Annotated in this window: 16 protein-coding genes; 10 read left to right on the forward strand and 6 right to left on the reverse strand. The window is 37.8% G+C overall.

What is annotated here, in order from left to right; translation table 11 throughout:
- Nucleotides 1-8: 8 nt before the first annotated feature.
- The 3 genes from ACY45D_RS04955 (at nt 9) to ACY45D_RS04965 (ending at nt 2,695) form a co-directional block, all read left to right on the forward strand.
- A complete protein-coding gene (locus ACY45D_RS04955; protein ID WP_463109430.1) occupies nt 9-515 on the forward strand; it encodes an IS630 family transposase in 507 nt (168 codons plus the stop codon).
- A gap of 76 nt (nt 516-591) precedes the next feature.
- Complete coding sequence (locus ACY45D_RS04960; protein ID WP_463108697.1) at nt 592-690, forward strand: DinB family protein; 99 nt, start codon at nt 592-594, stop codon at nt 688-690.
- A 220-nt stretch (nt 691-910) separates the two neighbouring features.
- Complete coding sequence (locus tag ACY45D_RS04965) at nt 911-2,695, forward strand: NACHT domain-containing protein (protein WP_463108698.1); 1,785 nt, start codon at nt 911-913, stop codon at nt 2,693-2,695.
- Nucleotides 2,696-2,725: 30 nt separating this feature from the next.
- Here ACY45D_RS04965 and gatB read toward each other — a convergent pair whose 3' ends face one another.
- From gatB to gatC, 3 genes are read right to left on the reverse strand one after another with little or no spacing between them, the layout of a single operon-like run.
- The gene (gene gatB / locus ACY45D_RS04970; protein WP_463108699.1) at nt 2,726-4,216 is read right to left on the reverse strand and encodes an Asp-tRNA(Asn)/Glu-tRNA(Gln) amidotransferase subunit GatB; all 1,491 of its coding nucleotides are present in this window, start codon (nt 4,214-4,216) and stop codon (nt 2,726-2,728) included.
- Nucleotides 4,217-5,695 (reverse strand): Asp-tRNA(Asn)/Glu-tRNA(Gln) amidotransferase subunit GatA, encoded by a 1,479-nt coding sequence (gatA, locus tag ACY45D_RS04975; protein WP_463108700.1) that lies wholly within the window; start codon nt 5,693-5,695, stop codon nt 4,217-4,219. It abuts the gene before it with no gap.
- Nucleotides 5,696-5,747: 52 nt separating this feature from the next.
- Nucleotides 5,748-6,062, reverse strand: coding sequence for an Asp-tRNA(Asn)/Glu-tRNA(Gln) amidotransferase subunit GatC (gatC, locus tag ACY45D_RS04980; RefSeq protein WP_463108701.1), 315 nt, complete (start codon nt 6,060-6,062; stop codon nt 5,748-5,750).
- 134 nt (nt 6,063-6,196) lie between these two features.
- On the opposite strand from gatC, the gene ACY45D_RS04985 reads away from it, so the two are divergent.
- The 6 genes from ACY45D_RS04985 (at nt 6,197) to ACY45D_RS05010 (ending at nt 10,975) form a co-directional block, all read left to right on the forward strand.
- On the forward strand, nt 6,197-7,237 hold the full coding sequence (locus ACY45D_RS04985; RefSeq protein ID WP_010116007.1) for a rod shape-determining protein: 1,041 nt from the start codon (nt 6,197-6,199) through the stop codon (nt 7,235-7,237).
- A 31-nt stretch (nt 7,238-7,268) separates the two neighbouring features.
- A complete protein-coding gene (gene mreC / locus ACY45D_RS04990) occupies nt 7,269-8,126 on the forward strand; it encodes a rod shape-determining protein MreC (protein ID WP_010116008.1) in 858 nt (285 codons plus the stop codon).
- Complete coding sequence (gene mreD, locus ACY45D_RS04995; protein ID WP_463108702.1) at nt 8,113-8,610, forward strand: rod shape-determining protein MreD; 498 nt, start codon at nt 8,113-8,115, stop codon at nt 8,608-8,610. The genes mreC and mreD overlap by 14 nt, the downstream gene beginning before the upstream one ends.
- A complete protein-coding gene (locus ACY45D_RS05000; protein WP_463108703.1) occupies nt 8,598-9,164 on the forward strand; it encodes a Maf family nucleotide pyrophosphatase in 567 nt (188 codons plus the stop codon). Before mreD ends, ACY45D_RS05000 begins: the two co-directional genes overlap by 13 nt.
- Nucleotides 9,165-9,215: 51 nt before the next feature.
- Nucleotides 9,216-10,670, forward strand: coding sequence for a ribonuclease G (rng, locus tag ACY45D_RS05005; RefSeq protein ID WP_463108704.1), 1,455 nt, complete (start codon nt 9,216-9,218; stop codon nt 10,668-10,670).
- A 131-nt stretch (nt 10,671-10,801) separates the two neighbouring features.
- Complete coding sequence (locus tag ACY45D_RS05010) at nt 10,802-10,975, forward strand: PA1571 family protein (protein ID WP_463108705.1); 174 nt, start codon at nt 10,802-10,804, stop codon at nt 10,973-10,975.
- 206 nt (nt 10,976-11,181) lie between these two features.
- On the opposite strand, the gene ACY45D_RS05015 is transcribed toward ACY45D_RS05010, so the two are convergent.
- Nucleotides 11,182-12,648, reverse strand: coding sequence for a WS/DGAT/MGAT family O-acyltransferase (locus ACY45D_RS05015; protein ID WP_463108706.1), 1,467 nt, complete (start codon nt 12,646-12,648; stop codon nt 11,182-11,184).
- Between the two features lie 187 nt (nt 12,649-12,835).
- Nucleotides 12,836-13,567, reverse strand: coding sequence for a phosphoadenylyl-sulfate reductase (locus ACY45D_RS05020; RefSeq protein WP_463108707.1), 732 nt, complete (start codon nt 13,565-13,567; stop codon nt 12,836-12,838).
- 406 nt (nt 13,568-13,973) lie between these two features.
- Here ACY45D_RS05020 and thrH point away from each other — a divergent pair, with 406 nt between their 5' ends.
- Entirely contained in the window at nt 13,974-14,591 is a 618-nt protein-coding gene (thrH, locus tag ACY45D_RS05025) for a bifunctional phosphoserine phosphatase/homoserine phosphotransferase ThrH (protein WP_010116018.1), read from the forward strand.
- A gap of 191 nt (nt 14,592-14,782) precedes the next feature.
- Here thrH and ACY45D_RS05030 read toward each other — a convergent pair whose 3' ends face one another.
- Entirely contained in the window at nt 14,783-15,397 is a 615-nt protein-coding gene (locus ACY45D_RS05030; protein ID WP_463108708.1) for an arylesterase, read from the reverse strand.
- Nucleotides 15,398-15,408 lie beyond the last annotated feature (11 nt).

A 15,408-nucleotide genomic window follows, 5' to 3' on the forward strand; every position in this document is an offset into this window, starting at 1 on the left:
TTCAATGGATTCTCCCTCAATGGGAAAGTGAATATGGTCAGGAAAATATTCTGTATGTAGATGAATCTGGAATAAACAGTGCTGAGACAGCAGAATATGGCTGGTCATTTAAAGGGAAACGTTGTCAAGATTTAAAATCAGGTGGTCATGGAAAAAGAATAAGTATGCTCAGTGCCGTGAGATCAAATTCCCCATACAGTTTTTTGTCACCAATAGTTTTTCAAGGTTCATGTGACAGAAAGTTATTCACAGGATGGCTTGATTATTTATTTCAAAATTTACCTAGGTCAAAGTATCTTTTGATTCTAGACAATGCTTCTATTCATAAAGGCAAAGAGATAGTACAGCTTGCGGAAGCGTATAATGTACGAATTGCCTATCTTCCTGCATATAGCCCTGATTTAAATCCAATTGAACAAGCATGGTCTGTACTAAAAAGGAAAGTCAGAAATATTGTAAGTCAGCAGAGTATTTCTATCTCTGAGGCTTTAGATATTGGATTTAAAGAAATGTAGCCTTTAATTTACATGTGGCTATATAAATTCTAAGCAGTTATTAGAAGTTCTTCATTTTCAATTTATAGATCAAAAGATGGGAAGTCTTTCTGTTGAAGAGATTCTTTATCATATGATTAATCATGGCGCATACCATCGGGGAATATTGCGCATGCTTTGCATCATGCAAATATAGAACATTCTGCGGATACTTATACGATTTTTGTTCATCACATTGAGCCTGAGCATAGAGTGCAGTGATTTAAATAGATTGTGAAGTTGTATGGTGGTTGGGTAGAGGTTGAGAATCAAAAGAAGGGTGGGGTAAGGTAGTTTTTGGTTGTGAATAAGATTATCTAGATTTTTAGCTAAATGTTTGGTAAGTTTTAGAAAATATAGAATATGAAATTAATTATATGATAGAACCTGTAACAATTTCTAGTGTACTAGGCGTGGCTAAAGTTTTAAATAAACCATTGGCAGATCTTTATGACTATTTAAAAAAAGAAAGTAAACTTAAAATTGATAAAGTGCGATTTGATGAAGCCAATAAAAAATTAACTTCGAAAATTGATAATTTAAAAAAAGTAAAAACCATTTATAAAGGTGATGACGCAATTGATCTTAAAATTTTTTATTATCCACCCCAGTTAATTGTAGATCGCCTAATTATAAGTTCTGAAAATTTAGAAAAAATATCAAGTGAAAATATTGTTATACAAGGTATTGCTGGTCAGGGTAAATCTATTTTATTAAGGTATTTAGCAATAACTGAATATCAGAGAAATACTAAATTACCAATTTTTCTAGAATTAAGAAAAATAAATAAAGATGGCGATGTAGTAAAATTTATTCAACAGAGTATTGAGGATATTATATCTGATGTTACAGGTGAATTGTTTAATTGGATTTTAAAATCAGGGAGAGTAGTTTTATTCTTAGATGGATTTGATGAGCTTAAAGAAGGAGATGCTATAAACATTATTAAAGAATTAGAAATAATTGCTGAAAAATATCCTGAGACACAAGTTGTAATTAGTTCAAGACCAGATAGTGGAATTCAGGCAAGTAATTTTTTTAAAGTTATAGATATAAAACCTTATGGAAAGCAAGATCAAGTTAATCTTATTAAAATTTTAATTGAAGAAGATGAGAGTTTTAAAAATATTATTGATGCACTAGATAAAAGCTCATTAGATATTGAAGATCTTTTATCTACTCCTTTGATGATTACAATGTTTGTGATGATCTATCGTGCAAAACTTATAATACCTGATACTGTATCTAAATTTTATCAAGATCTATTTGGTGTGTTGATTTACAAACACGATAGAACAAAGCCTGGTTATGTAAGAGATTTTCAAAGTGGATTAGATGAGCTATCACTACAAGAGTGGTTTGAATATTTTTGTTTTATGTCTAAAAATAAAAATAAATTGTCTTTTGATACAAGATCTGAAATTCTTGAAAGTATTAAATCTACATTGAATAGGAAATTTGAAAAAGAAGTTCCGACTAAAATATTAAATGATATAAATAAAAATCTATGTTTAATAATTCGTGATGGAAATAACTATAATTTTGTGCATAAAACTATTCAAGAATACTATACTTCATGTTATATTAAAAATAGAAATGAGGATATTTCTAAACAGATTTATGGTAAAATACATAAAATATCCAATAAGTTTAAAGCAGAATTAAATTTTTTAGAGCAAATAGATTCATACCGATTCAATAAATATTTACTCATACCCGCATTAAAAGAATTCTTTGAGCAATTTGATACGAAGATATTATTTAAAAATCAAATAAAGATCATCGATGCTCGTGCATCAGAAGAGAGAACTGATGAATATGCGGAAGGTTTTGTTGGAATTTTATTGTTGAAACCCTTAGATTATTCTGAATTTATTCAATATTTTATAAATAAGATCAAGGTGTATGATGAGTCTTTTGTTCATCCTGTAATGGAGTTGGGTGGGTTTATGTCTTTTCTTTCATACTTTAATTTATTTGATAATTTAAGCGAAGAAGATGTTATACATAATAAATGTACTAAAATATTGCAAAATGAAAATGGGACTTATATTGAAGAGTTATACGAGCTTTTAAAAAAATACTATGATCAAGCATTAAAGAGTATAGAGTTTGAAGAAGATATTTCTATTTTAAATCTTATGGAAGAAAACCCGCTCTAAAGCGGGTTTTCTTTTAAAATGAGATCAGCCTCAACCAATCAATTTCTTCATCAATTCATTCACTTGAGCTGGGTTGGCTTTACCTTTTGCAGCTTTCATGACTTGACCGACGAGACCATTAAAGGCTTTTTCTTTACCAGACTTGTATTCTTCGACCATTTTTTCATTGGCTGCAAGTACATCTTTGATAATCGCTTCAATCGCACCTGTATCGGTTTCTTGCTTTAAGCCTTTCTCAGCAATAATGTCATCCGCAGATTTTCCTTCTGCTTCCCACATAAAGCCAAACACTTGCTTAGCAATTTTGCCGTTAATGGTGTTATCGACAATACGTGCAATCATGCCACCCAATTGCTCAGCAGAAACTGGCGAGTCTTGAAGTTCTAAGCTGGCTTTATTTAAAGCACCTGAGAATTCACCCATCACCCAGTTTGCAGCAACTTTACCTTGAGCAGCACCACCCGCAGCAACCACAACAGCTTCATAGAAATCAGCCATTTCACGAGAAAGCGTCAACACATGTGCATCATACTCAGTCACGCCAAAATCAGCGATAAAACGAGCACGGCGTGTTTTGGGTAACTCAGGAAGCGCAGCCCGAGCCGCTTCAACTTGTTCATTTGAAATGATAACAGGAAGCAAATCAGGATCTGGGAAGTAACGATAGTCGTTCGCTTCTTCTTTTGAGCGCATCGAACGGGTTTCCATCTTCACAGTATCGAACAAACGTGTTTCTTGGTCGATCTTGCCACCATCTTCCAAAATGTCCATTTGACGTTCAATTTCAACATTGATTGCTTGTTCAATGAAACGGAAAGAGTTGATGTTTTTCAATTCACAACGTGTACCGAATTCATTGCCTGGACGACGTAAAGACACGTTACAGTCACAACGGAAAGAACCTTCCGCCATGTTACCGTCAGAAATCCCCAACCAACGCACTAAAGTGTGAATTGCTTTGATATAAGCCAAAGCTTCTTCTACAGAACGCATATCAGGCTCAGACACGATTTCAAGTAAAGGTGTACCTGCACGGTTTAAATCAATACCCGACATCCCTTCGAATTGATCGTGAATCGATTTACCTGCATCTTCCTCTAAATGTGCACGTGTTACGCCTATGCGCTTCACTGTGCCATCTTCAAGCTGAATGTCGATATGACCCAAGCCAACAATTGGATTGTCCATCTGACTGATCTGATAGCCTTTAGGCGAATCAGGATAGAAATAGTTCTTACGAGCAAACACAGAAGCCTGATCGATATACGCATCGATACCCAAGCCAAAACGAATCGCAAGATCAACGACTTCTTGGTTCAATACAGGAAGAACCCCCGGCATTGCCAAATCAACAAGACTGGCTTGCGTATTTGGATCTTGACCAAAAGTGGTTGAAGAACCTGAGAAAATTTTAGAATTGGTCATCAACTGCGTGTGGATCTCAATCCCGATAACGACTTCCCATCCATCAATCAAGTTTGATTTAGGTGCTTTTTGCGCTGTTTTTGAGGCATTAGTCATTTATACGTTCTCCTCAGCAATTGCCGCACGTTTAGTATGCCAATCTGTATTTTGTTGATATTGATGAACAATAGATAACAATTGAGATTCTGACCAATAGTTACCAATCAACTGCAAACCTACAGGAAGCTGATTTGCATCAAAACCAACAGGTGCATTGATCGCTGGCAGACCTGCCAAGTTCACCGCAAGGGTATAAATATCGCCTAAATACATTTCAGTCGGGCTAAGATTTGCACCGATTTTGTAAGCTGTGGTCGGTGCAGATGGCGCAGCGATGACATCAACATTTTCAAATGCTTTTAAGAAATCTTGTTGGATTAGACGACGTACTTTTTGTGCTTTGACATAATAAGCATCGTAGTATCCCGCAGAAAGTGCATAAGTACCAATCAAGATACGACGTTGAACCTCTGCACCAAAACCTTCTGAACGAGAGCGTTTATACAGGTCTAAAATATCGGTTGGATTTTCACAACGGTAGCCATAACGCACGCCGTCATAACGTGACAAGTTCGATGAAGCTTCAGCAGGCGCAATCAAATAATACGTTGGCACATAGGCTTCACTCATGTTGAGATCAATCTCAACTAAGGTTGCACCCATGTCTTCCAATTTTTTTAATGATTCTTCAACACGTGCTTTAACGTCAGCATCTAAACCTTGAACATTAAAGTATTGTTTAGGAATACCAATACGTAAACCTTTGACTGCTGTTGCATTTAAATTTGCAACATAATCATCGACTGCTTTATCTACAGAAGTTGAATCTTTAGCATCATGTCCTGCAATGGTGTTCATCAAGAATGCACAATCTTCAGCAGAACGTGCCATTGGACCAGCTTGGTCAAGTGATGATGCAAATGCGATCATCCCGAAACGTGATACACGACCATAGGTTGGTTTTAAGCCTGTTAAACCACAGAATGATGCAGGTTGGCGAATTGAACCACCCGTATCTGTACCTGTTGCAATAGGGGCTAAATCCGCAGCAACCACAGCCGCTGAACCCCCTGATGAACCACCCGGAACATGTTCTAAGTTCCAAGGGTTTTTAGTCGCACCATAGAATGAACTTTCAGAGGTTGAACCCATTGCGAATTCATCCATGTTCACTTTACCTAAAGTGACTAGGCCAGCTTCTTTGGTTTTGGCAACCACAGTTGCATCATAAGGCGAGATAAAATTATCTAGCATTTTTGAACCCGCAGAAGTACGAATACCTTGGGTACAAAAAATATCTTTGTGTGCAATTGGAACACCAGTCAAAATGCCTGCTGTACCAGATTTGAGTAAACTATCCGCCGCATCTGCTTGAGCGAGCGCTTGTTCAGCCGTTACCGTGACGTACGATTGAACACGGTCATCGATTTTTGCAATACGGTCTAAATAGTGTTGAGTCAATTCACGAGATGAAAACTGAGCAGTTTTTAAGCCTTCAGTCATTTCACGAATCGATAAACGGTGTAAATCAGTCATGAGTACAATTCTTTACGATTAATTTTATAAATTAGGTTTAATTGGTTGAATATTATTCAATCACACGAGGTACAAGGTATAAGCCGTCTTGTGTTGCAGGGGCGATCGCTTGATATTGCTCACGATGATTGCTTTCTGTCACAACATCAGGGCGAAGTGGCTGTGGGTGATCAAATGGGCTTTTAAGTGGCTCAACACCATCGGTATTAATCCCTTTTAATGTTTCCATCATCCCCAAGATTTTATTTAAACTTTGAGCATATTCAGCAGATTGCGTATCATTCAACGACAATCGAGCAAGGTTGGCGATCTGCGATACTGTTTGTGCATTTAACTCTGCAGTGTGCTGAGCATCTGAAGTTGACATGATGTCTCACCTAATTAGTTTCAAAAAAATTCAAAATATCGTGCGTTATAATAAGCGATTGACTTGTTCAAATCATCACATTTAGTTAAAGTTGCCATCTTGCGTCCACATAAAGTTTAAACTGAGAACGACCCGTGATTCTAAAACGACTAATTGGCTTGTTTTCGCCAGATCTTGCCATTGATTTAGGTACTGCAAATACACTTATTTATGCACCAGGAAAGGGCATTATATTAAATGAACCGACAGTTGTGGCAATTCGCCATAGTGGTTCGGCGAAAATTGTTGCAGCTGTAGGTTTAGACGCTAAGCAAATGCTTGGTCGTACGCCTGCAAACATTTCTGCAATCCGTCCGATGAAGGATGGTGTGATTGCAGATTTTGAAGTCACTGAAACTATGTTGCACCAATTTTTAGATAAAGTGAACGAAAAACGTTTATTTCCACCTGCACCTCGTGTAGTGGTTTGCGTACCGTGTAAATCAACTTTGGTAGAACGTCGTGCAATTCGTGAAGCTGTATTTAATGCAGGTGCACGTGATGTACGTTTGATTGAAGAACCAATGGCTGCTGCAATTGGTGCAGGTATGCCAGTTGAGCAAGCTTGTGGTTCAATGGTTGTAGACGTTGGTGGTGGTACAACTGAAATTGCCATCATTTCGTTACAAGGTTGTGTGTACGCAGATTCTTTACGTATCGGTGGTGATGTATTTGATGAACAAATCATTAACTATGTACGTAAAGCACATGGTTGTGTGATTGGTGAAACAACTGCGGAAACCATCAAAAAAGAAGTGGGTATGGCGATTTCTGATGGTAAAACTTTAGAAATTGAAGTTCGTGGTCGTAACCTTGCTGAAGGTGTACCTCGCGCTATTACTGTTACTTCTGATGAAATCACGCAAGCCATTTCTGATCCATTACAAAGTATTGTTTCAGCAGTAAAATCTGCATTAGAACAAACACCTCCTGAACTATCTTCAGATATCGCAGAGCGTGGTATCGTGTTAACAGGTGGTGGTGCATTACTGCGTAATTTAGACAAATTACTTGCGCAAGAAACAGGTTTACCTGTTGTTGTTGCTGAAGATCCTTTAACTTGTGTGACTCGTGGTGGGGGTAAAGTCTTAGAATTCTTTGACAATCCAAACCATGATATGCTTTTTGTAGGCTAAACTTTCGTAGATTAAGTTTAAGGACGAGGCGGTGCAACCGAATCTCTTTTCAAGACAACCGCCATCTTTTCGCTCGTTCATCATTGCGGTCATCACTTGCTTGGTAGTGCTGTTTTTTAACTGGCGCATGCCTCAAGTGATTCAACCTGCAAGAGATGTCTTGTATGCGGCGTATAACCCGATTTATGCCTTAGCAAGTTATCCTGTATTGTCGAAAGAATGGCTCAATCAGCAAACCAAATCTGAAGCACAATTGCGTCGTGAAAATACTGCGATGCAAGCGGAATTGCTTCAAGCGCAAGTGCGTCTGCAAAAACTCTCTGAACTTTCAGCTGAAAATGCACGTTTACGTGGTTTACTCGATACGCCGTTAATCATTGATGGGCGTATGGAAATTGCTGAAGTGATTGGGACGGATGCAGATCCTTTACGTCACATCATTATCATTAACCGGGGTTCTGCCAATCAAATCAAAGTGGGTCAAACTGTTTTGGATGATAAAGGGATCATGGGGCAAGTGATCAGTGTTTATCCACACAGTAGTCGTATTATGTTACTTTCTGATAAAGAACATTCTTTATCTGTACGTTTAGAAAGTTCAGGTATGCGAGCGATTGTGACGGGTACAGGTGATTTAGGTCGTTTGAAAATGGAATACGTTCCAACCAGTGCCAATATTAAAGTAGGCGATAAAGTCTATAGCTCTGGTTTAGGACAACATTTTCCAGCGGGTTACCTAGTGGGTTCAGTCTCTAAAGTGATGCGCCATAATACAGGTGAGTTCGCTCAAATTGATGTTGTACCTGCCGCACAGTTGGCTGGTGGTCATCATGTGGTGGTATTATTTTCTGATTCCTTAGCGATGGAGCAGCCAAATGTTGATCGCTAAAAAGTTACGCTCAGAAAAACAACGTAAAGACCCGTTATTCATTATTGTCGTTTCAATTATTATTTGTTCGATTCTAGTCGTTTACCCAATGTCTTATGTGTTTGCGGGTTGGCGACCAGTGTACATGTTTATGATCATGCTTTTTTGGGTGCTTTGTCAGCCCACATGGTGTGGTGTTTGGTTTGCATTTAGTATGGGTTTATTTACAGACCTGTTGCTAGATGCACCTTTGGGCATGAATGCGTTAAGTTATGTTCTGATTGCTTTTTTGACCCGTTATTTTATTCGTGAAAGACGTGTGCTGACCTTTAGTAATCTTTGGATTATCAGCATGTTTGCCATTTTGGCTCATTTGGTTTTTACTTTTATGGGACAGATAATGGCAGGTGTGCATTTTTCGTTTGCACGGCATTGGCAACCTTTAGTGTCTAGTATTTTATGCTGGCCTATTTTCTATTATTTATTGAGAAGATGGCGCATTTAATTTTGGCTTCGAGTTCAGCTCGACGAAAAGAATTGTTGTCACAGGTCGGATTAAATTTTGAAATCTGTAGTCCTGATATTGATGAATCTGTTTTAGAACATGAGCAGATTGATCAGTATGTAAAGCGATTAGCGGTACAAAAAGCTCAAGCTGTTTTGGCTTTGTATCCTGAAAGTATAGTGATTGCTGCGGATACAAGTTTGGTTTTTGCCGATCAAATTATTGGTAAACCAGAGTCTAAGCAACATGCTTTTGATATTTGGAGATTATTGTCAGGTCAAAAGCATGAAGTGCTTACAGGTGTTTGCGTTGCAAATGCCAAGCAATTATTGAGTGTTGTGGTTCGTACTGAAGTTGAGTTCCAATATTTAAGCGTTAAGGATATGGATGAATATTGGGCGACAGGTGAACCGATCGGCAAAGCGGGTGGATATGCAATCCAAGGTTTTGCTGCAAAGTATGTTAAACATATCAATGGTAGTTATAGTAACGTTGTGGGACTACCGTTACATGAAACAATACAGTTACTCGATCAAATACAGCAGGGCAGTTGACGCACTAAATTAACTGCGAAAAAGAATTTTTATAATGTTTTGAGTTTTGTTATGTCTGACGAGTTATTGATTAACGTCACGCCTATGGAATGTCGTGTGGCCTTAATTCAAAATGGTACGGTCAATGAATTATTTGTTGAGCGTACTGTTAAGCGTGGGTTGGTTGGAAATATTTACAAAGGTAAAGTGGTGCGAGTACTTCCGGGTATGCAGGCTGCTTTTGTAGATATCGGACTCTCTCGAACTGCTTTTTTACATATTAATGATATGGTTTGGACACGTAACCAACCAACACCTAATGTCTTTGAACTTTTACAACCTGGGCAAATTCTTACTGTTCAAGTCATGAAAGACATGCTTGGAACTAAGGGTGCACGTCTGAGTACCGACCTTTCGATTCCTTCTCGTTATTTAGTGTTGATGCCTTATGGTCATCATATTGGGGTTTCTCAGCGGATTGAGTCAGAAGAAGAGCGTGATCGATTACGTTCGATGATTGAACGCATTCAGGCAGAGCATAAACTCCCTGGTTCTGTGATCGTGCGTACTGCTGCTGAGGGAATTGAAGAAGCAGCGATTGCACAAGACATGGCTTATTTAGCTAAGTTATGGCAATACATTCAAGATAAGCAAAAGAGCGTGGTTGTCCCGTCTTTAATTTTTGAAGAACTACCTTTACCACAACGAGTCATTCGTGATTTGGCAAATGAAGATACTGCTAAAATTTCAGTCGACTCACGTGAAATTCATGCCAAGCTGCAAGAGTTTGTTTGTGAATTTGTACCCAGTATGACCAATCGCTTGATTCATTATCCGGGTGAGCGTCCAATTTTTGATTTGTACAATGTTGAAGAAGATATTCAACGTGCATTACAAACACGTGTTGCATTAAAGTCTGGTGGTTATCTGATGATTGATCAGACAGAAGCCATGACCACCATTGATGTCAATACAGGTTCTTATGTGGGTGGGCGCACTTTAGAAGACACCGTCTTTAAAACCAATATGGAAGCGACGCAGGTCATCGCTCGCCAACTAAGGTTGCGAAACTTAGGCGGTATTATCATTATCGACTTCATTGATATGCAAGAAGCGCAACATCGTGAAGAAGTGATGAATCAGTTTGATAAAATGCTCGAACGAGATCATGCCAAAACTAAAATTACTCAAGTTTCAGAGCTGGGCTTAGTCGAAATGACACGTAAGCGCACACGTGAGTCGCTTGAGCATTTGCTGTGTGAGTCATGTCCAGCGTGTCAGGGGCGTGGTTATATTAAAACTGCAGAGACAGTATGTTACGAAATTTTTCGAGAAATACTTCGATATGCTCGAGCTTATGAGTCTCAGAGTGGCTTTACTGTCGTTGCTCATCCCTCGGTCATTGATCGGTTATTAACCGCAGAAGCCCCAGCAGTCGCAGATTTAGAGCATTTCGTGCATCGCGTGATTAAATTCCAAGTTGAAAATTTATATACGCAAGAGCAATACGATATCATTTTAAGTTAAAATTGTAACAGAATATCGTTAAACAGTTGTTACATCTAAAATTTTACTTTGTGCTTTGATTTCACAATACTAGACATAAAGGTAGCCAAAGACATTTCTCCCTTTAAATCGTCTTAGCAAGTGAGGTTAAAATGAGCGTAAGTGAACAAATAATAAAAAGTGGTATTCAGCATGTATTAGAGTCACAGCCTAAAAATACATGTGTCATGTTGGATGATGATGGTAAAGAAGTAAACATCACCAAAGACATGGTGGTTAATATGTGTCATCAGCTTCTGAGACAATGCCGTAACGTAAAAAATTAAGGGGCCAATTTAAGCCCCTTAATTTTTTCTGAAATTTATTTTATCGAGAACAGATTTTTTCTTTTGAATTGATCTAATTGATGACACATTTAAAGCTTCATCTATGAAAAATCAATCCTTCCATTTTTGAAAAAAGAGAAACCCTTCTGAATTTAAAGTCATTTCTAAGCCTCTTTTGAACAGGAGGCTTAGAATAATATTGACCCTTAAGCAGGTTTTTGTATTTCTGGTGATTCTACAATCACTGGTTTTGGATGAGCTGTTACTTTTGATGGTTTTACATCAGTCGTTTCATTTGCAACATCACCGTTTTCTGGATTTTTCTCAGCAATTAACTGTTCAAATTTCTGAATTTCATTTTCCAAATGCGTAAGTAGGTTTTGCAATTTTGGTAATGATTTACGACAACCTGTTAAACCAACTTCCAATTTATCCAAATAACTGGTCATGGTGATATTCAAAGCTTGTCCATCAAGAACAATAGATGCAGGGTAGAGTGCATCTAACTTTGCACCGTTCCAATACAGCGGTTCACGTGGTCCAGGAACATTAGAAATAATCACATTGAATGCTTGGCGTTTCGGCATCATTCCAGAAGCAATATTTAAACCAGCCAAACCATAAACAAAAGCACTGTAATTTAAAATCTGATCAGAACTCATGCGTTTAAAGCGAGTTTTTGAATTTTGAACACTGCGACGAATGATTTCTAAACGCTCTTCAGGGTGTTCTTTATGTGTTCCTAGATTTGCCAGAATCATGGTGATTCGGTTACTCATATCTGAGTCATCATCACGTAATGAAGCAGGAACCATTGCAATCAGTGGTTTTTTAGGTAAAGCATCTTGTGTAATTAAGTAATCACGTAGTGCGCCTGAACAAACTGCCAGTACGACATCATTAATGGTGACACCTAAAGCCTTAGAAATATTTCTAAAACGATCTAGTTCAAAAGATTGCGCTGCAAAACGACGTGAAGAACTTACACGTTGGTTAAACAAGCTACTTGGTGCTTGAAAGCTTGATACATAATCGGGTTTTTTCCCCATTTCTTTAAAAACGGTTTGAAAGAGCTCTTGGGTTACTTTAGGTGCAGCTTCAATTTGCCCTTTCAGTGTATTGAGTATTTTCTTAACTTTACCGAGTTTAGGTTCTTTAAAGCGCTGAGAGCGTTTACCTTCCACACACCAAGGTGGAATAATGGTTTTCGCATTTGGATCTTTTGAAAAAGATTTTTCGACTAAGCGCATCCCTGCCACACCATCAATCATGGCATGGTGGATTTTAAAGTACATGGCAAAACGATTGCCTTCAATACCTTCAATAATATGACAGGTCCAAAGTGGCTTGGCACGATCAATCAATGCGCTATGTTCTTGTGAAATATAAACCAATAATTCGCGGATACGTCCCGGATGAGGAAGTGCAATATGACGGAAATGATGATCTATATCGAAATCTTCATCTTCGTCCCAAAAGAATCCATTCAAAAGGTTGTTAAAGGGTGGGACAGGAATACCTTTTGAATTACGAATATCTGCAACTAAGTCTTGGATAAAAGTGGAAGGCGCATGTTCAGGGATTTCAAATAAGAATAATCCACCTACATGCATGGGTTGTTGCCGTTTCTCTAAATTAAGAAAAATAAAATCAATTGGGTGTAATGGGCGCATAATTTTAGATTGCCTCACTGCAATTTCGACAACAACTCATATTTGAGTGTTGTGTTGTTAGAATTATAAAACTTAACATGAAGTATAAAACGATTTCGTTGCTAAAATCCAAGCATTTCGATGAATGATAGGTTTAGAAAAAAGTCACTTAATGTAGTGACTTTTTTGAATATATAGCATGTTTAAATTATTTTAAGTTTCCAGCATGCAATCCACATTCTTTATGGGTTGCTTCTTCCCACCACCAGCGGCCTTCACGTTCATGCTGATTTGGTAAAACCGCACGAGTACAGGGTTCACATCCAATCGAAATAAAGCCTTTTTCATGTAAAGGGTTATATGGAATTTCTATCATACGGATATAATTCCAAACATCTGCACTCGACCAATTCGCAAGCGGATTATATTTGATGAGTTGTTTACCGACACCTGAAAAACCAAGATCAGCTTGAATCACTGGAATTTCGGTACGCGTACCTGGGCTTTGGTCTTTACGCTGTCCAGTAATCCAACCATCTAAAGTCGCAAGTTTTTTACGTAAAGGTTGTACTTTGCGGATTCCACAACATTCTTTATGATCATCTTGATAAAAGCTAAACATGCCTTTTTCATTCACCAATTGTTGTACGGCTTCAGCTTCAGGGAAACAGATTTCAATTTGAATGCCGTAATGCTTACGGACTGTTTCTAGGAATTGATATGTTTCAGGATGTAAGCGTCCTGTATCTAAACTAAAAACACGAAATGGCTTGCCAAGATTATGTGCCATATCGATCAAGACAACATCTTCAGCACCTGAAAATGAAATTGCGATCTCACCTTGTTGCGACAGTGCAAGTTCTAATATTTCAGATGGAGATTTATCAGCGTATTCAGCTGCAAGTGCATCAACAAGATCAATCGTTGGAATGGTGGTCATATCTGCTCCTGGCAGTTGGCTTGAAGCTATGTTCGGTGTCGACTTGAATCCTAGCAAATTTAATATTGTCTAAATATAGATCAGCTTAAAAATGATTGAATCAGGGGTAATCGTCATTTGAATTTCATTTTATTTTAAAGTAAATGAATTAAACTGCTTAGCAGATTAATTAGAATACTTATGAATAAAATAGATTTATAGGGTTCAAATTTATTTCGCCTCAAACTATAAACCCTCGGTGTATATATTCTGTTTTTTCAATAGATTGTACTCAAATTTATTCCAAATTACGCTTGTTTTAGTAAATCTGTAATGAAAAGTGAAATGACACAGAAACTTTCCGTCATCTGTAAAACTTTAATGTTATGATAGCGCCAAAATTTTAAACCGACATTTGGGAGAACCCATGGAAATCGTATGTCTTGATCTTGAAGGGGTATTGGTACCAGAAATCTGGATCAATTTTGCTAAAAAAACAGGAATCAAAGAATTAGAAGCAACAACGCGTGATATTCCAGACTACGATGTGTTGATGACTCAACGTTTGAATATTCTTAAACAACATGGTTTAGGTTTGAACGATATTCAAGCTGTAATTGCAGATATGGGGCCATTTCCAGGTGCGAAAGAGTTTGTTGAATGGGTTCGTACACATTTTCAATTGATCATTCTTTCTGACACATTCTATGAGTTTGCTCATCCTTTAATGAAGCAACTGGGCTGGCCAACGATTTTCTGTCACAAGTTGGAAACAGATGAAAATGGTATGATCACTGCTTATAAATTACGTCAACCTGATCAAAAGCGTGAAGCAGTAAAAGCATTACATGGTTTAAATTACCGTGTGATCGCAGCAGGTGATTCTTATAACGATACAACTATGTTAGGTGAAGCTGATCAAGGTTTCTTATTTGATGCACCTGAAAATGTCATTCGTGAGTTTCCACAATTCCCACCTATCCATGGCTATGAAGCATTGAAAGAGGCGATTCGTAACGCTTCAGTGCGTGATATTCCTGCTTAATCCGCAAAAGAGTAAATGTAAAAAAAGACGCTAAATGCGTCTTTTTTATTGTGTTATAGAAAGCTCATTTCCCTACGGTGAAGGCTTGAATACTTATTACATTACAGAAGTTCCTTCTCTTGTGCCATATATGGCTTAGGGGGAAAGTTTGGATAAAGGCTATTTATAAACCACGGTCATTTTGTGAACTTCTACAACGCCCCTCGAATTAACGGATAAGCATTGTCCAATAAAAGTTTTTGCGCAGCTGCATTAGGATGAATCAAATCTTTTTGCATTAAGCTTTTATTGCCTGCGATACCATTCATAAAAAATGGATGCATTTTAACTTTGTATTGTTGGCTTAAGACTTGATAGTTGTTTTCAAACGCCTTGCTATATGCTGTGCCGTAGTTTGGCGGTATTTTCATACCCAATAACACCACTTTGGCTTTGGTTTTCTGACTTTGTTGAATCAGTTGCGCTAGATTTTTCTGAATCATTTGAGGTGGTTGACCACGTAAACCATCATTTCCACCCAACTCAATCACCACAACATCGGGTTTGTAGGTTTGCAAGAGTTTTGGTAAGCGCGCCAAAGCGCCACTGGTGGTTTCACCACTGGCACTGGCATTGACAACTTTGTGCTGTTTGGGGAATTGTTGATTTAAACGTTGTTGTAATAAAGCGACCCAACCTTGCTGTGGATTTAAGCCATAACCTGCACTTAAGCTGTCGCCTACAATCATGATTGTTTTTGCAAAACTACTAACGGGCAACAGACAGATCATGCTAAAAATTAAACAATGAATAACATTTTTCATCATTTTCAAATTTA

Source organism: Acinetobacter sp. BZX-2 (genome assembly GCF_055179795.1).

What these genes read in the sequence shown, in the direction of transcription:
- ACY45D_RS04960 (WP_463108697.1), top strand. Translation starts at nt 592, where the DNA reads ATGGGAAGTCTTTCTGTTGAAGAGATTCTTTATCATATGATTAATCAT.
- ACY45D_RS04965 (WP_463108698.1), top strand. Translation starts at nt 911, where the DNA reads ATGATAGAACCTGTAACAATTTCTAGTGTACTAGGCGTGGCTAAAGTT.
- gatB (WP_463108699.1), bottom strand. Translation starts at nt 4,216, where the DNA reads ATGACTAATGCCTCAAAAACAGCGCAAAAAGCACCTAAATCAAACTTG.
- gatA (WP_463108700.1), bottom strand. Translation starts at nt 5,695, where the DNA reads ATGACTGATTTACACCGTTTATCGATTCGTGAAATGACTGAAGGCTTA.
- gatC (WP_463108701.1), bottom strand. Translation starts at nt 6,062, where the DNA reads ATGTCAACTTCAGATGCTCAGCACACTGCAGAGTTAAATGCACAAACA.
- mreD (WP_463108702.1), top strand. Translation starts at nt 8,113, where the DNA reads ATGTTGATCGCTAAAAAGTTACGCTCAGAAAAACAACGTAAAGACCCG.
- ACY45D_RS05000 (WP_463108703.1), top strand. Translation starts at nt 8,598, where the DNA reads ATGGCGCATTTAATTTTGGCTTCGAGTTCAGCTCGACGAAAAGAATTG.
- rng (WP_463108704.1), top strand. Translation starts at nt 9,216, where the DNA reads ATGTCTGACGAGTTATTGATTAACGTCACGCCTATGGAATGTCGTGTG.
- ACY45D_RS05010 (WP_463108705.1), top strand. Translation starts at nt 10,802, where the DNA reads ATGAGCGTAAGTGAACAAATAATAAAAAGTGGTATTCAGCATGTATTA.
- ACY45D_RS05015 (WP_463108706.1), bottom strand. Translation starts at nt 12,648, where the DNA reads ATGCGCCCATTACACCCAATTGATTTTATTTTTCTTAATTTAGAGAAA.
- ACY45D_RS05020 (WP_463108707.1), bottom strand. Translation starts at nt 13,567, where the DNA reads ATGACCACCATTCCAACGATTGATCTTGTTGATGCACTTGCAGCTGAA.
- thrH (WP_010116018.1), top strand. Translation starts at nt 13,974, where the DNA reads ATGGAAATCGTATGTCTTGATCTTGAAGGGGTATTGGTACCAGAAATC.
- ACY45D_RS05030 (WP_463108708.1), bottom strand. Translation starts at nt 15,397, where the DNA reads ATGATGAAAAATGTTATTCATTGTTTAATTTTTAGCATGATCTGTCTG.